The sequence below is a fragment of the Endobacterium cereale genome, from assembly GCF_009617585.1.
GTDB classification, from domain to species: domain Bacteria; phylum Pseudomonadota; class Alphaproteobacteria; order Rhizobiales; family Rhizobiaceae; genus Neorhizobium; species Neorhizobium cereale.
This window is the reverse complement of record NZ_WIXI01000051.1, coordinates 196,300-217,278: the sequence shown is the minus strand read 5'-3', so window position 1 is coordinate 217,278 and position 20,979 is coordinate 196,300. Positions and strand designations below refer to the sequence as shown.

The window sequence follows — 20,979 nt, the reverse complement described above, 5'->3', positions numbered from 1 at the left end:
CTCGCAGATTTGACGGGAGATCGATGTGCGCTCAGGATTGCATTGGAATATGCTGCTGGCAGGCTTGGTTTTTGTGCCTCTGCCAGCGGTTGCCGAACCGGCAGCTGAACGCATCGATGGATTTGTCGAGGTCCTTCGGCCTTTATATCCGGTGTTGCTGGGGAGTATCGGTATTTGGGAGACCGATTCCCGGCGGCTGGAAATGTCACTCGGAAAAACGGCCGCCGGCATATCTGCCGTTGTCCCTGCCGATTGCGACGCGGTAAAATTCAAGCAGGACAATTGCGGTCTGAAGATGCAGGTGCAGCCTTCTTCATCGATGGCGCCGACCGTGCGTGAACGGGAACTGATCGCCCGCCAAGCCTATCGCGCTGACGAGACGCCGCAGCGAGGCGATATCATTCTGTTCGATGCGAAGACCGCCTATTCAGACAAGCCCGTAACCTATGTGAAGCGGCTGATCGGCCTACCCGGCGAAACCGTCGAGTTGAAAGGCGGCGTTGTATTTGTCGATGGACGCGCGTTTTCTCAGGCGGCGACGGGGCAATCTTTCGAGGTGCTCGGCGGCGGCGCTGCCCGTGTTCTGACGGAAACGACGCCGGAGGGCCGTCGTTACAGCATCGGCATGACGGAAAAACCGTCGACCGTTGAAACGGATGACGCCGGGCCGTTTCATGTGCCGCAAGGGCATTATTTCGTGCTGGGCGACAACAGGCACAACTCAGCCGACAGCCGATACCCCGACCAGCTTGGCGATAACGGCTTTGTGCCGGTGAAGAGTGTAACCGGTCGTCTCGTGGCCGTTGTCACGTCGAAAGATGTTGAGAGGAGTGGGCTCGTTGTCGAGTGATTGCAGGACTTTGCCAATGCGAGGAGGCATGGCCATGACAAGCGACATCGTTATCGAGGCGATCCGTGAAGACCATGTCGAGGGTTTTCGCGAGGCCCTCGACATGGTCGCGCGTGAGCGAAAATATCTGGTGTTTACCGAGGCGCCGCCTGTCGAGGCGATGCTGTCTTTCGTTCGCGACAATATCGCGGCCGGGCATCCGCATATGGTGGCGGTGGCCGATGGCAAGGTGGTCGGCTGGTGCGATATTCGCCGTGGTGCCCGCGCGGCACAGGCGCATTGCGGTGTGCTCGGCATGGGCATCATCCCCGGTTATCGCGACCGGGGATTGGGGCGCAAACTGATGCTTGCCACCATCGAGGCGGCGAAGGCCACCGGCATGCACCGCGTGGAACTGCATGCGCATGCGGACAATTTTCGAGCCATCGCTCTTTATGAAAAGGTTGGCTTCGCGCATGAGGGACTTGCGCGCGATGCCATCCGCATCGATGGCCGTTATATCGATAGCGTGCTGATGGCGATGATCCTGACTTAAGCCTGCTGGGCTCGCTTGACCAGACGAAAATACATCTCACGGCGCGGTTCAAAACCCATCGCCTTGTAAAGAGAGACGGCCGTCAGGTTGTGGCTGTAGGAATGCAGATAGACCGTGTCGCCGGCCGCGGATATTTCACCGGCTGCATAGCGCAGCATTGTCTTGCCCAGTCCTCGCCCCTGCAAATCCGGATGCGTGCACAGGCCGCTGAGTTCGGCATAGCCGGGCTGCCGCAGGCGCTGGCCGGCCATGGCGACCAGCTGCCCGTCGATGCGAATACCCCAGAATTGTCCCAGTTTCTGGGCGCCCAGCGTGAACGGTCCCGGTCTGGTCAATGTAGCGAGCGCCAGCATGTCGTCCGCATCCTTTTCACCGAGCGCTTCGACACGGGGATCGCTCACGCGCTCGAACGGACGGTCTGCGACCATCTGCAGAAGCATGCTGTCGATCAGCATGTCGAAACCACCGGGCACGACAATCGGCGCCGCTTCAACCAGAGCCAGCGTTTCGAAATTTTGTCCAAGCTCGGCAAGAGCCGCAAGGCTTTCCGGCGTGTCGTCCATCGTTGCGGCGAAAGGCACGATCGAGGACGGATAACGCTTCGCCAGAGGCGTGCCCTCTGCAAGATGCGCATGGACCGTTTCCAGCGCGTTCCATGCCGGGCGATCGAGGATATGGCTCATGTCTGTTTCCGGTCCGATGGCGGTTCGTTTTTGCTGTTGTATCGTTCGATCAGTGGGTGTTTTTTCAGCCCATCCTCGATGGCGGCGAGTTGATCCAGAAAGGAACCTTCCAGCCCGGTGCACATGTCGCGGACAGCGGCTTCGACGCCCGGCCATATGTTTTCCTTGGCAAACGCCACCAGTTTTTCGCCGCTCTCGGTCAATGTCACCTGCTTGCGACGCTGGTCGGTCTCGCTGGCCGCGATCTCGACAAAACCGGCTTCCGCCAGTTGGCCGATCGTCCGGGTCGCTCCGGGCTGGGTGATGCCGATGACATCGGCCAGTTCCCCGACGCTCAATGCGCCGTTGCGGTCAAGCGCGGCGAGGAAGGGGTAATGTGCGGCAGGCAGATCGACACCATGTGCCTGCATGATCTGCTGGGTATTTGCCTGCAGCATCTCTCCGACGCGGCGCAAGCGTGTGCCGAGAGTCAGATGTCCGAAATCACGAACGATATCGTGCAGCATAGGGTCTCCAATCTGATTTATAACGCGATATATAACCTGTTATGTAATGTGTCAAATGCCTTGCTGACGCATTCCTTTTGACAAATCATCGGCCTTGAGCCATATCACCGTTCAATTCGAAACCGCCGCAGCGAGATCATCTCGCTGCGGCGGTTTCGTCGTTTCAGGGATGGCGTCCTGCAAATCATTCGCAGACGCATTTGGAGAATTCGGACGTGGTGAAGGACGATAAAACCGTCGAGCGGCTGGCAATGTGGGGCATTCCGATTTCGATCGGCGTGCTTTGCCTGAAACTGTCCGCATGGTGGGTCACCGGCTCGGTGGCGTTGCTGTCGGATGGTCTGGAATCGCTCGTTAATGTCGCTGCCGCTTTCATCGCCTATTTCGTTATCCGGTATGCGCAGCGGCCGGCGGACCATGACCACCAGTTCGGGCATCACAAGGCAGAATATATTTCGGCGGTCCTCGAAGGCGTGTTGATTGTCGTTGCAGCGCTTCTGATCATTCAGGAAGCGTGGCAGGCGGTGATGGCGCCCGCCATGCCGGAAGCGCCGTGGCTTGGTCTTGGCATCAATGCGATTGCCGGCGCGATCAACGCTGTCTGGGCCACCAAGCTGATCCATGCAGGCAGGGCGCATCGCTCGGTGGCGTTGACGGCGGATGGCCAGCATATCATGTCGGATGTGGTGACGTCGGCCGGCGTGTTTGTCGGCCTGGTTCTCGCCGTCCTCACCGGCTATGCCATTCTCGATCCGCTGCTCGCGATCTTTGTCGCCATCAACATTCTCTGGCAGGGCTACAAGGTCATCACCCATTCGCTGGGCGGGCTGATGGACAAGGCGCTGGAGCCGGAGGAAGAGGCGGCGGTGCGCGAAGCGATTGCTTTACATTGCGGTGGGGCGCTCGATGTCCATGACCTGAAAACGCGACAGGCCGGGGCAGCCGCCTTCATCGATTTTCATCTCGTCGTGCCGGAAAAAATGACCGTGCGTGAGGCGCATGAAATCTGCGACCGCTTGGAAGATGCGATCAAAGAGGTTATTCCCGGCGCCACATTGGCGATCCATGTCGAGCCCGAGGGCGAACATGCGCATGGACAGACTGTCGAAATCGAAGGAACAGGCAAATGACGATGACGGATGTCAGCGGGCTGTCGCAGCTCGGCAAGCAGGTGGATGCACCCAAAAGCCCGGAAGAGGCCGTGCTGGAGCGTGTGCCCAACAGCAATCAGGGCGTAAATTACGTGACGCGTTTTACCGCGCCGGAATTCACCTCGCTCTGCCCGATGACCGGCCAGCCGGATTTCGCGCATATCGTTATCGATTACATTCCGGACGCCTTTCTGGTGGAATCGAAGTCGCTAAAACTGTTTCTGACGTCTTTCCGCAATCACGGCGCCTTCCATGAGGATTGCTCGGTCTATATTGCCAAGCGCCTCGTCGACCTGCTCAACCCGAAATGGCTGCGGATCGGTGCCTACTGGTATCCGCGCGGCGGCATTCCGATCGACGTGTTCTGGCAGACCGGCGACGTTCCGGCTGGTGTCTGGCTGCCGGATCAGGGCGTTCCGACCTATCGTGGCCGCGGTTGAAGGCAGTCGGTGACGCGTCCGGTTTGTGACGCTTGAAACACAATGATCTAAAATAATGTCGCCTCCCCAATGCAGGGGATGCGACGAGGGTCTTTTTAAGCTCTACTGTCGCGCAGGTGGCGTAGAGAGAACCCGAATGCTTGAATTGATCGCAGGCATGCTTTTTTCCGTGCTTCCTGTGGAGTCCGTCCTGACAATCCAGCCCGTCGAACGTCCTGCCACAAGGGCCGAGATTGAAAGAGCGGCCGTGGGGCGAACGCTGATCGGCGTCATGACCTACTCGACGGATGGCCGCTACAGTTACGGCACGGCTTCGACGGGAAACTATACGATTGCCGATGGTCAGGTTTGCGTCACGTTCGATCGCGGCGGTTATCGCTGCGACCGGATTGTTACGCTGGACGGCACGGATCTGGCGTTGATCAATGCGCGGGGCGAGCGTTTTGTATATAAGTGAAGAGGAAATAGGCGGGGGCGCCGGGCGGATGGCAACCGATGCGGCGGATGCCATCCGTTTTCTCTTTCTCAGATGTCGAGACTGTCGTTGTTCGAACCGAAATCGTCCGAACTGAAATCCGACGTGCCGTCATCGTCATTGTCAGCATAATCGGCCTGCCGGATGTCGTTATCATCCTGACCATCGTTGGATGCCTTCTCGCCGTCATTGTCGTCGGTGGTATCGCCATAATAGTTGTTGATGACCGTTTCTTCGGTCGGTGCGCCGCCAAAGGCTGCGGCGCCTTCCGTCGGAGAACCCCAGCCGAGGCCGTAAACATGATTGCCGAAAATGCCGGAGAGTGAATTGGCGAGCAGCATGCCGCCGGCGACGCCCGCAGCCGTGCCGAGAGCACCGCGCAGAAAACTTCCACCGGCAGACGGTGCAGAGGGCTGAGCGCCAAATGACTGGCCACTGCTCCACGGGCCACCTGCCTGCTGCGTCGGTCGATAGTCGGAATTGTCGTAAACGCTGTTGCCGCGATAGCCCTGGTTCGGAACGTCAATGCGGTCCGGCTTCTCGTTGCTCCATGGCCCGGCGACGTCGTTATCCTGCCGCGGCCGGTCGCTGTTGCCGAAAATGGAGCTTAAAAAACCGCCGTTTTCCTGACGCTGGCCGCCGCCGAAATGTTCAAGGTCATGCACACGCGCCTCCAGTTCCTGAATGCGGTGAGAGGCTGCTTCCAGTCCTTTTTCCTGAACGATGACGGCTTGCGCGAGGTAATAGGCGGCATAGGGTTGCCGACGTGTCCGTTCCTCGATCAGTGCTTCCGCATCGCGATCACGCGGGGTGGAGGATGCGGTCTCGACGCGGTCAAACAATGTGGTGAGAAGCTGGTGTTCTTCGGGTGACATATCTGCCTCCTTGGCGATGATATATCACCTGAACTAGGAAGGGATCGTGGCTTTTCAAAGCGACGATCCCTTACATTTCGGTAATCTGGGGTGCGGCGAAATGAGCGCTTAGCCGAATACCAGAGACAGGCCGAGAAGGGCGGTGACAACGCCGAGGCCGCGCGCAATGTAGGGGCTGAACCGGGCGATGCCGAGGCCGAGCGCTATGCCTGCGACATGCAGAAGGGCGGTGGCAATCACAAAGCCGAGGCCGAATTGCAGTGCGCCGGCGGTGCCAAGTTCACCGCCATGGGCGTGACCATGAAACAGCGCGAAGATTGCAACAATGGCGGCCGATGCCGCAACCGGCAATCTGACCGCCATGGCGACGAACAGACCGAGCGCGATGACCGATGCGAGGATGGCGGGTTCAACGAAGGGTAGGTCGATGCCGGACACGGCAACGGCAAAACCCAGCGCCATCGTGCCGACGAAAGCTGCCGGAACCGTCCAGAGTGCGCGGCGGTTATCGCTGCCCTGCGCAATCTGCGCTGCCCATAGGCCGACCGCGACCATGACCAGGATATGATCCATCCCGAACAACGGGTGCGAAAATCCCGCCATGAAGGATCCATGTTCTTCGGGATTGAGATGCGCGAAGGCGGGTGCCGTGGCCGCTGCGAAAATGCCGGCGGTGAGAGAAAGGCGTTTGAATATGGACATTGTTGCTCCCCTTGATGCCCGGGCCGCTGTGACGATGACGGCGCAGCCGGTCTGTGGGCAAGATTAGGGAGATCGGATTTCGGCGTCCATGGGCAAAATGCCGGGGATAAACCGATGATAAGGAATTCACCTTAAGCCTATTCGCACATTGTTTTAACGACACGAACGCATTATGTCCGGTATCGACACGTCCATGCTGGAGACACTGATGAACGACGAAAACGAAGACGACAAGACGAAGGAATTGCCGCTCGGCAAGGAGACTGAAGCCAATCTCTTCAAGTCCCGCTCGATCTTCATCTATGGCGGCATCACCCAGGAACTGGCGCAGAAGGTCTGCACCCAGCTGGTTGCCCTTGCTGCTGCCAGCGACGAAGACATCCGCATCTACGTGAACTCGCCAGGCGGTCACGTGGAATCGGGCGATTCGATCCATGACATGATCAAGTTCATCAAGCCGAAGGTCTGGATCATCGGTACCGGCTGGGTCGCATCCGCCGGCGCGCTGATCTACGTTTCGGTTCCGAAGGAACGCCGTATCGCTCTGCCGAACACCCGCTTCCTGCTTCATCAACCGTCCGGCGGCACGCGCGGCATGGTGTCCGACATCGAGATCCAGGCCCGCGAAATCATCAAGATGAACCAGCGCCTGATCAAGATCTTTGCGAAGGCCACTGGCCAGTCGGAAGAAAAGATCGCAAAGGACATCGACCGCGATTACTGGCTCGGCGCCGAAGATGCGGTCGAATACGGTCTGGTTTCCAAGATCATCACGAGCCAGTCGGAAATCTGATCCAGCTCGCATCGAACGAATGATAAAAATCCCCCGCCAGCAACGCTGACGGGGGATTTTTTATGCCTGTAGGTGACGGCTGATCAGGCCGAATGGCGGATGTGGGAAAACAGGTCGCCACGTTCCCCCTGCCAGTTTTCGACAAACTGCACGAAGGATTCGGCGCACATCGGTTTTGCGAAGGCATATCCCTGCAAGGCATGGCAGCCGAGATTGCGCAGGATCTCGACATGCTCCATCGTCTCGACACCTTCCGCAACGATCTCGATGCCCTGACTGCGACCGATTTCGATGATGGAGGCCACCAGGCGGTGCTGCGAACCAGAGGCCTGCAGCGGCATGATCAGGCGGCGATCGATCTTCAGGCGTTTCGGGTCGAGATCGAGCAGGCTGACGATCGAGGCATGACCGGATCCGAAATCGTCGATCTCGATATCGATGCCGAGTTCCTTCAACTGGCCGATAACCGAGCGCAGTGCCTTGTCCTGACCATCGAAAGAAATCGATTCCAGAAGTTCGAAGGACAGGCTGCCCTTGGGAATGTTGAGGCTCTCCACCTGCGCCAGCAGGGTCTCGTCCTTCAGGCGCTGCGCCGAAATGTTGACCGATACATGCGGGATGTTGAGGTCACGAGCGCGCCAGCGGGTGGCCTGAAACAGCGCCTTCTGCAGGATGATGGCATCGATATCGCCGGAGCGATGCAGGCCCTCGGCAATATCGAGGAACTTGTCGGGCGTGAGAATACCGCGGGTCGGATGTTGCCAGCGTGCCAGGGCTTCGACGCCGACAATATCCAGCGTGCGGGCATCGAACTGGGGCTGGAAGAATGGCACGATCTCGTCGTTTTCGATCGCAACCAGCAGTTCGTCGGAACTGCGCTTTGTATGGATCGCGGCGGCAAGCAGGTTTTCGGAAAAGATTTCGGCGCGGTTGCGGCCGCGCTTCTTGGCCTCGTAGAGGGCGACGTCGGCATTGATCAGCAGCTGTTTCGGGTCTTCGCCCGCCGCCGTTTGCACCGCGACACCGGCACTGCAGCCGACATGGCATTCGTGACCATCGATGACGATGGGCGTTGCCAAGGCCTTGACGATGGCTCGTCCCAATTCCATCGCACGCTCTTCCGGTTCTGCGCCGCTGGTGACGATAACGAATTCATCACCGCCGATGCGCGAGGCGATTTCATCGCCATGGAGAAGGGTTTGTAGGCGGCTCGTGGTCTGCCGCAGCACCTCGTCGCCAGCCGCATGGCCGAGCGTATCGTTGACTTCCTTGAAGCGGTCCATGTCGAAATGGATGAAGGCCAGCCGATGATTGGGGGAGGGCGAACCGGATGCATCCATGAACTGGTCGAGGAAACGACGGTTCGGCAATCCGGTCAGCGCATCGTGCAGGGATTGATGTTCAAGCGTGCGACGGGTGGCGCGCAACTGTTCGTTCTGTGCTTCGGCGCGGGTGCGGGCGTCGCGCAGTTCCGTCTGCAGGGTGATATCGCGAGTGACATCCCAATTGGCGCCGACCAGTCGCTCGATGCCGCCCTTGGTCGTGTAGGACTTGCCGTTCGAGCGGATATGGCGGATTTCGCCATCCGGCGTGACAATCCTGAATTCGGGTGTGGAGGGCACCGAATTCTCCTCCCTGTTCAGGATCAGGGTTTCCATGGCTTGCATGTCATCAGGGTGAATGCGTTTGCGCCAGTCTTCGTAAGTGAAGACGTCGCGTTCCTCCGGCGCGGCATAGAGCTCGCGAAGGCGGCGGTCCCAGAACATCCGCTTGCTGGAAGGTTCGTATTCCCACACGCCGACTTCCGAGGCTTCAAGGGCGAGCGCCAGTCGATGATGCAGGCCTTCGAGTTCCTCTTCGCGCTGCTCCAGCGTATCGACATGGCCATGGCGCTGGCGCATCAACAGGCCGACCCAGATCATCGGGACGATGACGGCGATGCCGATCAAGGTGGCATAGGCATAAAGCCTGCCGATCTGCGGCGGTGTGGTCTGCCAGCCAGCCTTTGGCACTGCTGCCAGGTACCACGTGTCGTAACCAAGCTCGATCGTCGCGCGCACTGTATCCTGCGAGAACAGCGAGACATCGCCGAAGAAGGCATCCTTGGCCATTGGATGTGGACGACGGGCAATGGTGATGTCGAGTTTTTGCCATTCGGTGCCGACATTGCTGTCGTGCAGCAGTCTGTCAACATCGATCACAGTGGAGACTACGCCCCAGAAATGGCCATTGGAGGCGGAGAAGACGGGATAACGCGCAAACAGGCCCATGCTGCCGCCCTGAACCAGTTTGACCGGCCCGGCGAGTGTCGCCTTCCGGCGTTTGATGGCCTCGAAAACCGATCCGGACCGCTTCGCGTCCGCCTGATAGTCTTGGCCGATGATCTGCCTGTTTTCGGCCAACGGGTAGATCATCCGCACGACCAGATCGGGTGCGGCCGCGACGTTCTTCAATTGCGAGGGGTTGGCAAAGATCTTTTCCGCAAGCGTGGAAAACTGCGTTTGTGTGATCGACGGATTGGCCGATATCGCGGCGACAAGGCCGTGGATCAGATTGACGTTGCCATGGATGTTGGTTTCCAGTCTCGCCGCGACCTGTCCCAGCTGTTCCGATGCCGTGAGCCGTTGCGCGGACATGAAACGTTCATGCTCATCCTGAACAACGCGTAGGATACCCAAGCTCACGATCGCCATGACCAGAACTGTCGGCAGAAAGTAACCGAAGTGATGCAGACGGCCGGAAAAGAGCGTTCTGAGCGTGGTCGTCGACGACAATAGAAACATCCAAATGTTCGATGAAATATGCCGGCAATATCGGGTAGAGAATTTAATTTATTCTGATGTTTGTTTGTCGGAACTGATATGCCCGCACGTATAAGGCGGCGCTGATGTTTTCGGCTGTGGAAAAGCTTTCTGTTCGGGGGCGTACCCCGGCGTCTTCGGGCGGACTTGCCTGCCGTCAAATCCTGTGCTCCTGCTGTCTCCTTCTAGAGACGGATCCTGCCATATGCTGAAAGACTTTTCCGTACCCGCTCTGCTGATGGGCCTGCTGACCGCGTTTGTCGGGTTCGTCAGTTCGTTTGCCGTTATCGTGCAGGGACTTGGCGCGATGGGCGCGACGCCGGATCAGGTGGCATCCGCGCTGCTGGCCGTCTGTGTGGCGCAGGCCGTGTTAGCCGTGTTCTTTTCGTTTCGTCATCGCATGCCGATCATGATGGCATGGACGACGCCGGGTGGTGCCCTTCTGGCAACGACCGGCATGATCGAAGGCGGGTTTCCAGCGGCAGTCGGTGCCTTCGTCATCTGCGGGCTGCTGATCACGCTGACAGGGCTGTTGCCGGCGTTTGGGCGGGCGGTGCGGCTGATCCCGACGCCGCTGGCCAATGCCATGCTTGCCGGCATTCTGCTCGGCCTTTGCCTTGCGCCGGTGAAGGCAGTGGCGTTCAATCCGTGGTTCGGCCTGCCGATCGTGCTGGCATGGATGCTGGTGGTGACCCGTTGGCGGCTATGCGCGGTGCCATCGGCGCTGGCGGCTTTCGTTCTCGTGCTCATCTTCGGTGTCGACCTGCCGCCGGACGCTATGGCGCGGGTCGGGGCAGCCATTCATCCGCAACTGGAATTCGTGACGCCGGTATTCACATGGCATGGTGTCGTCTCGGTGGCGCTGCCGCTGTTCATCGTTACCATGGCGTCGCAGAACATTCCCGGCATCGCCATTCTCAAGGCGCATGGTTACGAGCCACCGCCCGGACCGCTATTTGCTTCGACCGGCGTCTTTTCCGCCATCATCGCCTTTTTCGGCAGCGTGCCCGTCAATCTTGCGGCGATTACCGCTGCGATGTGTGCGAGCGAGGATGCGCATCCCGATCCGAAACGCCGTTACTGGGCGGCGGTTATCGGCGGTGGCGCCTATATCGTGCTTGGCCTGATCGCCGGCGGCATTATCGCCTTCGTTTCGCTTGCACCGCCGATCCTGTTGCAGGCCGTGGCGGGGCTTGCCCTGATCGGGGCGCTGTCGAATGCGGCACATGCGGCGTTTCATGATCCGGCAGCAAGGGAAGCGGCGGCGATCACCTTTCTGGTGACTGCGTCAGGGACGACATTTGCCGGTATTTCCGGGGCGTTCTGGGGGCTGGTGGCCGGTGGGCTGATGCTGTGGCTCATGCGTGTGTCCAAGGGTTTTGGAAAACGCTGATGCGGCGGTCGTTTGCCGGACTTCTCCTCTTGGCGATTGGTCTCGCTTTCGGCTGGCTGTTCTTTGATCGTTATTGGCTCTGGCGCGATTGTATCGCCGCGTCGCAGTCGAGCTGCATGACGCCCGATGGCGCCAACCTGACGTCGGGCGGTGCAATATGGAGCGTGTTTTCCATCGCCTTTCTGATGGCATCGGCGATCGTTTTTCTGAGAGGCCGGCGCTGGTAGGTTGGTTGGGGCGTACCAAAAGTCAAAAAGCCGTTCTTGCCACATCCGTTCCTCGCCGCTATAGATTCGCTCATGACCATGACAGGCGCGATCATGTTTGACCGTTTTGCAGCCCGCAGCACCGCTGCCGGGGCGACGGTTTTCGCGCCTCTCTCGCTTCTTAGCCTCGACCTTACACTCGGTTGCCGGGTCCGTTGAGGAGCGCCCGGCGGCCGACAAAGCCCGCCGGCGTAAGAGCTCCTCGCATCAAATCCCTGAAATGAAATAGGACCATAAGGTCCAGAATCCGCAGTCGGATTGCCGTTGACGGAATCGAGCAGACTGCTCCTGCGGATAAGACGCGAAGGACGAAAGACATGGACAGCAAGATTTCCGCATCCACCAAGGGCATGCAGTCGGCAGGCGTAAAATACCGCGCTTACCCCGCGATCAACATTCCCGATCGCACCTGGCCTTCCAAGACCATCGAAAAGGCGCCGATCTGGTGTTCCGTCGATCTGCGCGACGGCAACCAGTCGCTGGTCAACCCGATGGGCCATGACCGCAAGGCCCGCATGTTCAAGCTGCTGCTGGACATGGGTTTCAAGGAAATCGAGATCGGTTTCCCTTCCGCCTCACAGACCGATTTCGACTTTGCTCGCTGGTGCGTTGAAGAGGGCGGCGTGCCGGAAGACGTGTCGTTGCAGGTGCTGGTGCAGTGCCGCCCGGAACTGATCACCCGTACCTTCGAATCGCTGGAAGGCGCACACAAGCCGATCATCCACTTTTACAATTCGACGTCGGAACTGCAGCGCCGCGTGGTGTTCGGCAAGGATGTGCATGGCATCAAGCAGATCGCCGTCGATGCGGCCAAGATGATCACCGACATGGCGGCCAAGGCCGGTGGCGGTTACCGGTTCGAATATTCTCCGGAGAGCTTTACGGGCACCGAACTGGAAGTGGCGCTGGAGATCTGCAACGCCGTCATCGCCGAAATGAAGCCGACGGCCGACAACAAGCTGATCCTCAACCTGCCATCCACCGTCGAGATGGCGACGCCAAATATCTATGCCGACCAGATCGAATGGATGTGCCGCAATATCGACAACCGCGAAAACGTCATCATCTCGCTGCACCCGCACAATGACCGTGGTACCGGCATTGCTGCGACTGAACTGGCGCTGATGGCCGGTGCCGACCGTGTCGAGGGCACGCTGTTCGGCAATGGCGAACGCACCGGCAATGTCGACGTCGTCACGCTGGCTCTGAACATGTTCACGCAAGGCATTGATCCGGAACTGGATTGCTCGGATATCGAGCGGATCAAGGACGTCTACGAATATTCCAACGAGATGGTCATTCCGGAACGTCACCCTTACGTCGGGGAACTGGTCTACACGGCGTTTTCCGGCTCGCACCAGGATGCCATCAACAAGGGCATGAAGGCGATCAAGGTCGCCAATCACCCGGTCTGGGAAGTGCCGTATCTGCCGATCGATCCGCAGGATGTCGGGCGTTCCTACGAGGCGATCATCCGTATCAACTCGCAATCGGGCAAGGGCGGCATCGCCTATATCCTGCAGCAGGATTACGGCATCAACCTGCCGCGCAACCTGCAGGTGGAGTTCCGTGAAGAGATCCAGCGCATCACCGATGAAGAGGGCAAGGAGCTTTCCTCGAAGCGCATCTATGATCGTTTCATCGAGCGTTATGTCGAGCAGCCGCAGGGCCGCTTGAGGTTCGTAGATCACCAGACCTTTCCGGCAGGCCTCGAGCATAAGGGCGTGCGTGTCGTCTCCGCCGAGATCACCGACAATGGTGTGGTGAAGGCGATCGAAGGCAAGGGTACGGGTCCGATCGACGGTTTCATCAATGCGCTGTCGACCTATCTCGGCATCGACATGTCGGTAAATGATTATTCCGAACACTCGCTGCAGCACGGTTCGAACGCATCGGCCATCGCTTATGTCGAGATGCAGCACCCGGGTGGAAAGCTGTTTGGCGCCGGTGTGAACACCAATATCGTGGCAGCCTCGCTTGAGGCGATCGTTTCGGCGGCGAACCGCGTGATTGCCGAGCGCTGATCCTTCGAAGTCAAACCTAAACAAAACGGCCCGGAAGCAATCCCGGGCCGTTTTGTCATTAGGTGAATGAGGCTTCAGATGCGGCCGGCGACCTTGGCGGCGATACTGTCCAGATTGGCATCGGAGGAGGCGCCGGTGACGACGTAATCTGTCTGATCGCGATGCCAGGCGATCAAGCCGATATCGTCGCGGATCTGTTCGGCCATGTTCTGATCGTTGCCGACGAGATTGCGGGCAAAGCAGATCGAAATGATGGCACCGTCCTCGTCGCGATAGACGAGTTGGCCGACGGGTTTGCCGGCTGCGGAAAACAGGCGGCCACCGAGAAACTCAAGCTTGTCGGCGCTGAGGTCGGGAACGCGGAAGGAGACGCCGGTGGTCGCCATCAACCAATCAACGAGATGCGGGCTGTCCGATGCCGGCACTTCAACGAGGTGATCGGTTTGGCGGGAAAAGACCCTGTGATGGGTGGCGATATCTTCCAGCCAGCCGCTGGTGACCGGCATGGCGAGATCGGCAAAAGTCTGCATCTGCGGGCGGCTGCCGATCATGTAGCCGATACCGCCGGCAAAGAGCGCAACCATGACGCAGCCTATGATCGCCTGACGGCGCGTCGGCTTGAACGGTAGTTCCGGGCGTTGCGCCTGCGGCAGGCGGACCGCCTTGCGCGGTGGTGTCGCCGTCTTGATGGTGCGCACCAAGGTCAGTGGAACCGGCTCGCGAAGAACCTCGGCAAAGGCATGCAGGCCAAACTCATTGCCGCGGCGCAGTGTCTCCTGCGCATCGCGCGCCTGCAAATCATTGCCGGCCAGCAAGGCTTCCATCTCTGTTCTGTCGGCGTCGTTGAGTTCGCCGTCGAGAGCGGCAGAGAGGCGCGAATCGATGCTCACAGTCTGGGAGGAGGGCATCAGGCTCTCCGCTCCGCATTGTCGGCGACTTGGGCGGAAAAATGCCGGCGTGCGCTCACGACATTGGCGGCGACCGTTTCGGCTGCAATGCCAAGGATGGCCGCCGATTCCGCGTAGGTATGGTCCTCGACGCAGACCAGAAGGAAGCTTGTCGCAGTGCCGTCCGGGAGGTCGAGGATGGCGTGATATCCCGCAAAGCCGTTATGGGCAGCAGCCTCGTCGCTCGATTGTTTACGTTTCTTCGATTGCTCCAGCCAGACCGAATGGATCAGTGAAAAAGCCCAGCTTTCAAGCCGGCTGCCGCTTTCGAAATGCGGTGCCTTCAAGACCGCAAGCAGGCAGGCATCCCCGACCAGTTCGTCGACCATGTCCGGTTGCCCACAGAGCGCCAGCGCAAAGCGTCGAAGCCGCGGCAAAAGGGAGACGAGGTCACGTCTGATGTCCGTCAGGTCTGGCTGCAGTGTCATGTCCGTCCGATGCGTTGGAGTGGCAAACTGGCAGGCGAATGGGGAGAATTTGCGATATAAAAACATTTCTGGCTTTCGCCAGGCTGTCATGATGATGGCAGCGGCACCACTTGTGGCATCGGAACGGGCGTTTCCCTCGGGTCGTGTCCGTAAAATAGCCGCGTGTGGTCGAGTGCAATCGCATCGGCGGTTTCGGTCAGGCCGTGCCGTTCGCAGATCAGGTTCCATGTACCGGGTTCGCCGGTCAGCGTGAAGAGATTGTAAGCGGCTCGCGGTTTGTGGCCGCCCGGGCCTTGCGAGGCCGATGCAATGCCGACGACCGGTATCTGCCCACCACTATGGGTTTTCAGGAAATGTACGGTGTCGAGATGGGTGTGCCCGTGCAGGATAAGTTCGGCACCGCCCATGGACATGGCCGCGTTGAAGCGGCGTATTCCGATCATGCGCTTGTGGCGCGCCGCTGCGCCCCTGATCGGCGGATGGTGGATGAGGACGACACGGAAAAGGCCTTCCTCGCCCGCCTTTTTCAGAAGCTCCACCGTTTCGCGGGCCTGACGCGAGCTGAAGAAACCGGTAGCGGAAAAGGGTGGCGTTGCCAGGGAGGTGGAGCAGCCGATGATGGCGATCGGTCCGCGCTGACGGTAGGTCGGGAAAACGTGGTCGTCGTCCGGCCAGTCTTTTGGACTGTCGTCACCGGCGATGAATGGGTACCAGCGCCTCACCGACTTGTCGTGGGCGCCGGGTACATAGGCATCGTGATTGCCCGGCACGACAGTTGTGGCCAACGGTTCGCCGACGCTTTCCAGCCACTCACCCGCAAGTCGGATTTCAATCTCGGTCGCAAGATTGACGAGGTCGCCGGTAATCATCAGGTGGTCGGGATGATGGTCCCGTATATCGCTGAGGAGCAGGTCGAGCGTGTTGACAAGCAGATGCTTGCGCCGGTTGCGGTGCCAGTTGATGAAGCCGGTTATCCGCTTGGAAAAAAGCTCGCGCAAGGTTAACTGCGGAAGCGGCCCGAGATGGATGTCGGAAATATGCGCGAACCTGTACATGGGGTCATGACATAGGGCCGTCCGGCCCAAGGAGCAAGCGTATGAGTGATGAAGGCGTCCCGGAAATTTCCCGTAAAAGCACACGGATCATGGTGTGGCTGCTGCATCGTTATTTTCTTTTGACACGCAGCATGACGCTGGGGGTGCGGGCCGCCTGTTTCGATGAGGAGGGCAGGGTGTTTCTCGTGCGCCATACTTATTTGCCGGGCTGGTATCTTCCCGGTGGCGGTGTGGAGCGAGGTGAAACCGTGCGGGCGGCGCTCGCTAAAGAACTTCGCGAAGAAGGAAATCTCGAAATTCTTGGAGTTCCCCAGCTTTTTTCAACCTATTTCAATAAAAATGCCAGTAAACGCGATCATGTTCTTTTGTATCGTGTCAATGTTAAACAGTTTTCCGTGCGTTTACCTGACAAGGAGATAGCGGAGAGCGGTTTTTACTCGATAGACGCTTTGCCGGAAGGCGTGACCAATTCAACTTTGAAGCGTTTGAAAGAATTATCCGGCGAAACGAAAGTTGAAGACTACTGGTAGGATATTTAAGCTGATACATGTTCACCTGCTGGTTGCTTGCAACTGCATCTTTCGTTGATCATCATGTCCTAATAAACGGGGAGCTGGATATGAGTAAAATCGAAATGGCGATCGACCACCTGATGGCGACGCACAAGCTGGCAGTGCAGGAACATGAGGTGATGCTGGCCTATTTCATAGGTCTGGCATTGGAAGAAGCGAGAGAGGAACTGGCGCGCCGCCGCAAGTCGCGCGTCGCGCTCAACTGATCAAAACCTTGCTGCCCGGTTCGGGCGCCATCATCTGGCCTTCGCTACACTTTCGCGTGTGTGGGGCAGGGAAAGGTCGATATCAGGCCCGGCCGGCACGATTCCGGTCGGGTTGATCGTCTTGTGGCTGCGGTAGTAGTGGCCCTTGATATGCTCCATGTTGACCGTGTCGGCGATACCCGGCTGCTGATAGAGATCGCGCAGATAGCCCGAGAGATTGGGGTAGTCGGCGATGCGGCGGATATTGCATTTGAAATGGCCGACATAAACCGGATCGAAACGCACGAGCGTGGTGAACAGCCGCCAGTCGGCTTCCGTGGTCCTATCTCCGAACAGATAGCGGCTTGAAGAGAGCCGTTGTTCCAGCATGTCCAGTGTTTCGAATAGTTTGACGACGGCCTCTTCATAGGCCTCCTGTGTGGTCGCAAAACCGGCACGATAGACGCCGTTATTGACCGCTGCGTAGATGGTGGAGTTCAGCGCATCGATGTCTTTGCGTGCCGCTTGCGGGTAAAAATCATCCGTCGAGTCTGTCAGTCCGTCGAAGGCGGTGTTGAACATGCGAATGATTTCGGCACTCTCGTTGGAGACGATGGTCTGCTGCTGTTTGTCCCACAGAACCGGCACCGTTACCCGGCCGGAATAGGTCGGATCGGCCTTCAGGTAGATCTGGTAGAGGTAGTCGAGGCCATAGAGATCGTCGCCGGTTGCACCCGCCGGTTTTTTGAACTCCCAGCCGTTTTCCAGCATGAGGTAATCAACAACGGAGACCGAGATCAGGTCTTCGAGCTTTTTCAGCTTGCGAAAGATCAGCGTGCGATGCGCCCACGGACAGGCGAGGGAAACGTAGAGGTGATAGCGGTCGGGTTCGGCCTTGAAGCCACTCGTACCGGAGAGACCGGCAGTACCATCCGCCGTCAACCAGTTGCGGAACTGGGATTGTGATCGTTCGAACCGACCCTTGGTGGCCTTGGTGTCGTACCACACGTCCTGCCACTTACCGTCGACGAGCATGCCCATAATGAAATCCCTCGTTGCCTTTCAGGTGTAGATACGCCAACCGTCGCGGATATCGAGGCGTGAAATTGCGAACGCTGTGTTTTTACATTGGACGGACGAAAAAAAACCTGCTAACCGGCATTTCACAATTTTCGGGAACCACACATTAATGACCCAGCCAAGAGCCCTGCGACGACGCTGATCTTTCGACAAGACGCTTATCAAGCGTCAACGAGATCACTTGTCCTGTCCGCTCTTTTCTCTACGGCTTCGGTTCACCATGGCTCCGCAAATCCTCGCAAAGCACGACCTCGTATACCTGACGGAAGACGCATCGCATGATGACGTCATCGAACTGATCAATGCCGAGGCTTTTGGTCCCGGCCGTTTCGTCAAGGCGGCGGCACGCATCCGCGAACAGGGGCCGCATGACCGGTCGCTTTCCTTCGTCTGCACCGATTACGGTGAAACAATCGGTTCCGTGCGCATGACGCCGGTACTGGCCGGAGCTGTGAAGGCGCATATGCTCGGGCCTCTGGCCGTGCGGCCCTCCCACAAGAACATGGGCATCGGTCGGGAACTGGTGAGCATTGCCATCGAGGCAGCGCGGCGTAAGGGTTCGGAAGGCGTGATCCTTGTCGGCGATCCGCCCTATTACATGCCGCTGGGTTTCGAGAAGGTGCCCTATGGCGCGCTGGAGTTTCCAGGCCCGGTTGATCCCGGCCGCGTGCTGATCGTGCCCATGGCATCCGACCTGACCGAACGGCTGAAAGGCAAAATCGGCTGGCGCCCGTAAAACAAACCCTCTAAATCTTGCCGCGCATCACGTCAGGCGAAACGTCGCCGACGGATAATGCACGCCGGAGGGGCTTTGGAATGACGGGAATTTCCATCGAAGCGGCTTTGGATCGAGCAGGAACGGGTGCCTACCAGCGCCGCCTGCTCGGTATTTTCGGCCTCGTGTGGACGGCGGATGCGATGCAGGTTCTGGCGGTGGGTTTCACTGCCGCCTCGATTGCCAAAAGTTTTGGTTTGACGGTGCCGCAGGCGCTACAGGCCGGTACATTGTTTTTTCTCGGCATGCTGATCGGCGCTGCCGTCTGCGGCAAGCTGGCGGATCGATATGGCCGTCGCCGTGTGCTGATCTTCACCGTCTGCTGTGATGCGATTTTCGGCACTCTGGCGGTCTTTTCTCCTGATTTCACCAGCCTGATCGTGCTGCGTTTCCTGACCGGTTTTGCCGTCGGTGGGACCTTGCCGGTCGATTACGCGATGATGGCCGAGTTCCTGCCCGCCAAAAACCGTGGTCGCTGGCTGGTTATGCTTGAGGGTTTCTGGGCGCTCGGCACGCTGATCGTTGCGTTGACGGCATGGGCTACCAGCCTTGCCGGGCTGGAAGATGGCTGGCGTTATATTCTCGCCATCAACGCCGTGCCGGCCATTCTGGGCATTGGCTTACGATTTCTGGTACCGGAATCGCCGCTATATCTTTTGCGCAGCGGGCGCGGGGAAGAGGCGAAGCGGGTTATCAACGATATATTGAGAGGTAACGGCAAACCGGAAATGGGGCCGGAGATCAGCCTCACGCCGCCGCCTGTGGTGAAAAGTGTCGGCCTGTTTTCGCCAAGACTGCGTCAACGCACCATCATGATGCTGGCGATCTGGTTCCTCGTGTCGATTTCCTATTACGGTGTCTTCACCTGGATGCCGCCGAAACTGGCGGCCGATGGTTTTGGTTTCGTGCGCGGTTATGGGTTCCTCGTGCTGGTCGCGCTGGCGCAATTGCCGGGTTATGTTCTGGCTGCCTATGGTGTCGAGGCATGGGGCAGGCGACCGACATTGGTGACCTTCTGCCTGTTGTCAGCGCTCGGCTGCCTACTGTTCGTGGTCGGCAACGGCGACCTCATGATCGGCGCCGCTTTGTTGCTGATGAGCTTCGCGCTTCTCGGGACATGGGGCGCACTTTACGCCTATACGCCGGAGCTATATCCGACAGCCTCGCGTGCCACCGGCATGGGGGCGGCGGGGGCGATGGCGCGTCTTGCCGGTCTGCTCGCACCATCGCTGATGGCGCTGGTAATTTCCGATGGGCTGGTTCTGGCAATCGGCATCTTCGCCGGTCTGCTTGTGGTTGCTGCTGCGGCAGCGCTGATGATTGATGCCGAAACCAAGGATGTTTCGCTGGCGTGATTCTATGCGGGCACCGTCGTAGAACGGTGCCCGTTCCGGTTCAGTACGTGGCTTTATAGACCAGCGGCACCCATTCGTAATTGGTCTCATCCCGACGCACATGGCCGATGCCCGGAAAGGCATGGTGTGCGCCTGCTACCAGATATTTCCGGTCTGCCGCGTCCGCAAAGGCGATGGCACGGGCCTTGGCGGCCTCTTTCTGGTCGACGTCGAAATCCACCGTGACTTCCGGCTGGTCGTATTGCAAAACGGCGCCATGGGCGATGTCGCCCCAGAAGATGATTTTTTCGCCCTCACTCTCGACGATTATGCCGCTATGGCCGGGCGTATGGCCGGCATGCAGAACCGAGCCGAAGCCGGGGATCGGTGCCGCATTATCGCCAAAGGTCTCAAACTTGCCTGCCTCGACATAAGGGCCGACGCATTTTTCGGCCTGCGCGACCTGCGGGCCGAGCACCTTGTCCGCTTTGGCTGCTGCATCGGCCTTCAGCCAGAATTCTGCTTCCCGCGCGTTCACATGCAGGATGGCGTTTTCAAAAACACGCTTGCCGTCGATGACCAGACCTCCGGAATGGTCGGCGTGGATATGGGTGAGAATGACATGATCGATCTGTGCGGTCTTGTAGCCGGAGGCCTCGATATTGGCGACGAGCTTACCAAGCGCCGGTCCTAGCAGATCGCCGGTACCTGCATCGATGAGGACGAGCCGGTCACCGGTATTGACGAGGAAGGCGTTGACCGAGGTCTCGCTTTCGCCTGACTGGAAATGGTTTGTGAGATAGGCTTCCGCATCCTGTTCCGCGATGTTGCGATAGATTTTCGACATCGGCAGCTTGACCGTGCCGTCGGAGAGCGCGGTGATCTCGTAACTGCCGAGTTTCAGCCGATAGAAGCTCGCCGCCTGCCTGCCGACGACCGGCGCTCTGGCAAAGACGACGGAAGGCAGAGCGGTCATGGCACTTGCTGCAAGGGCGATGCCGGCGGAGGATTTCAGAAGGTCGCGACGGGTCTGCATGGAAAGCTCCAGATAAAGGTTGGATGGTCTTGAACTGACCTGCAGAGCACGTATGTATCGGCCTATCAGCAAT

23 protein-coding genes are annotated in these 20,979 nt (G+C 58.9%); 13 read left to right on the top strand and 10 right to left on the bottom strand.

Annotation, left to right across the window (positions count from 1 at the left end; genetic code table 11):
• Positions 1–202: 202 nt before the first annotated feature.
• On the top strand, positions 203–850 hold the full coding sequence (gene lepB / locus GAO09_RS27260; protein ID WP_209018868.1) for a signal peptidase I: 648 nt from the start codon (positions 203–205) through the stop codon (positions 848–850).
• A gap of 34 nt (positions 851–884) precedes the next feature.
• Positions 885–1,385: a GNAT family N-acetyltransferase gene (locus GAO09_RS27255; protein ID WP_324184663.1), complete on the top strand. Its 501-nt coding sequence runs from the start codon at positions 885–887 to the stop codon at positions 1,383–1,385.
• On the opposite strand, the gene GAO09_RS27250 is transcribed toward GAO09_RS27255, so the two are convergent.
• Entirely contained in the window at positions 1,382–2,068 is a 687-nt protein-coding gene (locus GAO09_RS27250; protein ID WP_153359763.1) for a GNAT family N-acetyltransferase, read from the bottom strand. The genes GAO09_RS27255 and GAO09_RS27250 overlap by 4 nt on opposite strands.
• A complete protein-coding gene (locus GAO09_RS27245) occupies positions 2,065–2,574 on the bottom strand; it encodes a MarR family winged helix-turn-helix transcriptional regulator (RefSeq protein ID WP_153359761.1) in 510 nt (169 codons plus the stop codon). The genes GAO09_RS27250 and GAO09_RS27245 overlap by 4 nt, the downstream gene beginning before the upstream one ends.
• 251 nt (positions 2,575–2,825) lie before the next feature.
• Here GAO09_RS27245 and GAO09_RS27240 point away from each other — a divergent pair, with 251 nt between their 5' ends.
• From GAO09_RS27240 to GAO09_RS27230, 3 genes are all read left to right on the top strand, one after another.
• Positions 2,826–3,704: a cation diffusion facilitator family transporter gene (locus tag GAO09_RS27240; protein ID WP_153360552.1), complete on the top strand. Its 879-nt coding sequence runs from the start codon at positions 2,826–2,828 to the stop codon at positions 3,702–3,704.
• Positions 3,701–4,165 carry a preQ(1) synthase gene (gene queF, locus GAO09_RS27235; RefSeq protein WP_153359759.1) on the top strand — a complete coding sequence of 155 codons (465 nt, stop codon included), beginning with the start codon at positions 3,701–3,703 and terminating at the stop codon, positions 4,163–4,165. Before GAO09_RS27240 ends, queF begins: the two co-directional genes overlap by 4 nt.
• Positions 4,166–4,301: 136 nt before the next feature.
• Positions 4,302–4,622 (top strand): hypothetical protein, encoded by a 321-nt coding sequence (locus GAO09_RS27230; RefSeq protein ID WP_153359757.1) that lies wholly within the window; start codon positions 4,302–4,304, stop codon positions 4,620–4,622.
• Positions 4,623–4,690: 68 nt separating this feature from the next.
• On the opposite strand, the gene GAO09_RS27225 is transcribed toward GAO09_RS27230, so the two are convergent.
• Together GAO09_RS27225 and GAO09_RS27220 are read right to left on the bottom strand one after the other, a co-directional pair.
• Positions 4,691–5,515 carry a DUF2076 domain-containing protein gene (locus tag GAO09_RS27225; RefSeq protein ID WP_153359755.1) on the bottom strand — a complete coding sequence of 275 codons (825 nt, stop codon included), beginning with the start codon at positions 5,513–5,515 and terminating at the stop codon, positions 4,691–4,693.
• A gap of 108 nt (positions 5,516–5,623) precedes the next feature.
• The gene (locus GAO09_RS27220; protein WP_410767684.1) at positions 5,624–6,211 is read right to left on the bottom strand and encodes a HupE/UreJ family protein; all 588 of its coding nucleotides are present in this window, start codon (positions 6,209–6,211) and stop codon (positions 5,624–5,626) included.
• A 214-nt stretch (positions 6,212–6,425) separates the two neighbouring features.
• On the opposite strand from GAO09_RS27220, the gene GAO09_RS27215 reads away from it, so the two are divergent.
• Positions 6,426–7,010: an ATP-dependent Clp protease proteolytic subunit gene (locus tag GAO09_RS27215; RefSeq protein ID WP_153359751.1), complete on the top strand. Its 585-nt coding sequence runs from the start codon at positions 6,426–6,428 to the stop codon at positions 7,008–7,010.
• A gap of 83 nt (positions 7,011–7,093) precedes the next feature.
• Here GAO09_RS27215 and GAO09_RS27210 read toward each other — a convergent pair whose 3' ends face one another.
• Complete coding sequence (locus tag GAO09_RS27210; RefSeq protein ID WP_209018867.1) at positions 7,094–9,784, bottom strand: bifunctional diguanylate cyclase/phosphodiesterase; 2,691 nt, start codon at positions 9,782–9,784, stop codon at positions 7,094–7,096.
• A gap of 232 nt (positions 9,785–10,016) precedes the next feature.
• Between GAO09_RS27210 and GAO09_RS27205 the strand changes: the two genes are divergently transcribed.
• The 3 genes from GAO09_RS27205 to leuA all read left to right on the top strand — a co-directional run bounded on the left by GAO09_RS27205 (position 10,017) and on the right by leuA (position 13,494).
• Entirely contained in the window at positions 10,017–11,204 is a 1,188-nt protein-coding gene (locus GAO09_RS27205; RefSeq protein WP_153359747.1) for a benzoate/H(+) symporter BenE family transporter, read from the top strand.
• Complete coding sequence (locus GAO09_RS27200; RefSeq protein ID WP_153359745.1) at positions 11,204–11,431, top strand: hypothetical protein; 228 nt, start codon at positions 11,204–11,206, stop codon at positions 11,429–11,431. Before GAO09_RS27205 ends, GAO09_RS27200 begins: the two co-directional genes overlap by 1 nt.
• Before the next feature lie 356 nt (positions 11,432–11,787).
• Positions 11,788–13,494 (top strand): 2-isopropylmalate synthase, encoded by a 1,707-nt coding sequence (leuA, locus tag GAO09_RS27195; protein ID WP_153359743.1) that lies wholly within the window; start codon positions 11,788–11,790, stop codon positions 13,492–13,494.
• A 74-nt stretch (positions 13,495–13,568) separates the two neighbouring features.
• On the opposite strand, the gene GAO09_RS27190 is transcribed toward leuA, so the two are convergent.
• The 3 genes from GAO09_RS27190 to GAO09_RS27180 form a co-directional block, all read right to left on the bottom strand.
• On the bottom strand, positions 13,569–14,402 hold the full coding sequence (locus GAO09_RS27190; protein WP_153359741.1) for an anti-sigma factor family protein: 834 nt from the start codon (positions 14,400–14,402) through the stop codon (positions 13,569–13,571).
• On the bottom strand, positions 14,402–14,869 hold the full coding sequence (locus tag GAO09_RS27185) for a sigma factor (RefSeq protein ID WP_209018866.1): 468 nt from the start codon (positions 14,867–14,869) through the stop codon (positions 14,402–14,404). The genes GAO09_RS27190 and GAO09_RS27185 overlap by 1 nt, the downstream gene beginning before the upstream one ends.
• Before the next feature lie 86 nt (positions 14,870–14,955).
• Complete coding sequence (locus GAO09_RS27180; RefSeq protein WP_153359736.1) at positions 14,956–15,924, bottom strand: metallophosphoesterase family protein; 969 nt, start codon at positions 15,922–15,924, stop codon at positions 14,956–14,958.
• Between the two features lie 41 nt (positions 15,925–15,965).
• On the opposite strand from GAO09_RS27180, the gene GAO09_RS27175 reads away from it, so the two are divergent.
• Both GAO09_RS27175 and GAO09_RS27170 read left to right on the top strand, forming a co-directional pair.
• Positions 15,966–16,454 (top strand): NUDIX domain-containing protein, encoded by a 489-nt coding sequence (locus GAO09_RS27175; RefSeq protein ID WP_153359734.1) that lies wholly within the window; start codon positions 15,966–15,968, stop codon positions 16,452–16,454.
• 89 nt (positions 16,455–16,543) lie between these two features.
• A complete protein-coding gene (locus tag GAO09_RS27170; protein ID WP_153359732.1) occupies positions 16,544–16,702 on the top strand; it encodes a hypothetical protein in 159 nt (52 codons plus the stop codon).
• A gap of 30 nt (positions 16,703–16,732) precedes the next feature.
• Here GAO09_RS27170 and GAO09_RS27165 read toward each other — a convergent pair whose 3' ends face one another.
• Positions 16,733–17,722, bottom strand: coding sequence for a glutathione S-transferase family protein (locus GAO09_RS27165; RefSeq protein WP_153359730.1), 990 nt, complete (start codon positions 17,720–17,722; stop codon positions 16,733–16,735).
• Positions 17,723–17,981: 259 nt separating this feature from the next.
• Here GAO09_RS27165 and GAO09_RS27160 point away from each other — a divergent pair, with 259 nt between their 5' ends.
• Both GAO09_RS27160 and GAO09_RS27155 read left to right on the top strand, forming a co-directional pair.
• Positions 17,982–18,497 (top strand): GNAT family N-acetyltransferase, encoded by a 516-nt coding sequence (locus tag GAO09_RS27160; RefSeq protein ID WP_153359728.1) that lies wholly within the window; start codon positions 17,982–17,984, stop codon positions 18,495–18,497.
• Between the two features lie 80 nt (positions 18,498–18,577).
• Complete coding sequence (locus GAO09_RS27155) at positions 18,578–19,891, top strand: MFS transporter (RefSeq protein ID WP_153359726.1); 1,314 nt, start codon at positions 18,578–18,580, stop codon at positions 19,889–19,891.
• A 40-nt stretch (positions 19,892–19,931) separates the two neighbouring features.
• On the opposite strand, the gene GAO09_RS27150 is transcribed toward GAO09_RS27155, so the two are convergent.
• Entirely contained in the window at positions 19,932–20,906 is a 975-nt protein-coding gene (locus tag GAO09_RS27150) for an MBL fold metallo-hydrolase (RefSeq protein WP_153359724.1), read from the bottom strand.
• Positions 20,907–20,979 lie beyond the last annotated feature (73 nt).

Bases quoted from the DNA above. Each gene is read 5' to 3' on its own strand.
- lepB (WP_209018868.1), top strand. From the start codon at position 203: ATGTCACTCGGAAAAACGGCCGCCGGCATATCTGCCGTTGTCCCTGCC.
- GAO09_RS27255 (WP_324184663.1), top strand. From the start codon at position 885: ATGACAAGCGACATCGTTATCGAGGCGATCCGTGAAGACCATGTCGAG.
- GAO09_RS27250 (WP_153359763.1), bottom strand. From the start codon at position 2,068: ATGAGCCATATCCTCGATCGCCCGGCATGGAACGCGCTGGAAACGGTC.
- GAO09_RS27245 (WP_153359761.1), bottom strand. From the start codon at position 2,574: ATGCTGCACGATATCGTTCGTGATTTCGGACATCTGACTCTCGGCACA.
- GAO09_RS27240 (WP_153360552.1), top strand. From the start codon at position 2,826: ATGTGGGGCATTCCGATTTCGATCGGCGTGCTTTGCCTGAAACTGTCC.
- queF (WP_153359759.1), top strand. From the start codon at position 3,701: ATGACGATGACGGATGTCAGCGGGCTGTCGCAGCTCGGCAAGCAGGTG.
- GAO09_RS27230 (WP_153359757.1), top strand. From the start codon at position 4,302: ATGCTTGAATTGATCGCAGGCATGCTTTTTTCCGTGCTTCCTGTGGAG.
- GAO09_RS27225 (WP_153359755.1), bottom strand. From the start codon at position 5,515: ATGTCACCCGAAGAACACCAGCTTCTCACCACATTGTTTGACCGCGTC.
- GAO09_RS27215 (WP_153359751.1), top strand. From the start codon at position 6,426: ATGAACGACGAAAACGAAGACGACAAGACGAAGGAATTGCCGCTCGGC.
- GAO09_RS27205 (WP_153359747.1), top strand. From the start codon at position 10,017: ATGCTGAAAGACTTTTCCGTACCCGCTCTGCTGATGGGCCTGCTGACC.
- GAO09_RS27200 (WP_153359745.1), top strand. From the start codon at position 11,204: ATGCGGCGGTCGTTTGCCGGACTTCTCCTCTTGGCGATTGGTCTCGCT.
- leuA (WP_153359743.1), top strand. From the start codon at position 11,788: ATGGACAGCAAGATTTCCGCATCCACCAAGGGCATGCAGTCGGCAGGC.
- GAO09_RS27190 (WP_153359741.1), bottom strand. From the start codon at position 14,402: ATGCCCTCCTCCCAGACTGTGAGCATCGATTCGCGCCTCTCTGCCGCT.
- GAO09_RS27185 (WP_209018866.1), bottom strand. From the start codon at position 14,869: ATGACACTGCAGCCAGACCTGACGGACATCAGACGTGACCTCGTCTCC.
- GAO09_RS27180 (WP_153359736.1), bottom strand. From the start codon at position 15,924: ATGTACAGGTTCGCGCATATTTCCGACATCCATCTCGGGCCGCTTCCG.
- GAO09_RS27175 (WP_153359734.1), top strand. From the start codon at position 15,966: ATGAGTGATGAAGGCGTCCCGGAAATTTCCCGTAAAAGCACACGGATC.
- GAO09_RS27170 (WP_153359732.1), top strand. From the start codon at position 16,544: ATGAGTAAAATCGAAATGGCGATCGACCACCTGATGGCGACGCACAAG.
- GAO09_RS27165 (WP_153359730.1), bottom strand. From the start codon at position 17,722: ATGGGCATGCTCGTCGACGGTAAGTGGCAGGACGTGTGGTACGACACC.
- GAO09_RS27160 (WP_153359728.1), top strand. From the start codon at position 17,982: ATGGCTCCGCAAATCCTCGCAAAGCACGACCTCGTATACCTGACGGAA.
- GAO09_RS27155 (WP_153359726.1), top strand. From the start codon at position 18,578: ATGACGGGAATTTCCATCGAAGCGGCTTTGGATCGAGCAGGAACGGGT.
- GAO09_RS27150 (WP_153359724.1), bottom strand. From the start codon at position 20,906: ATGCAGACCCGTCGCGACCTTCTGAAATCCTCCGCCGGCATCGCCCTT.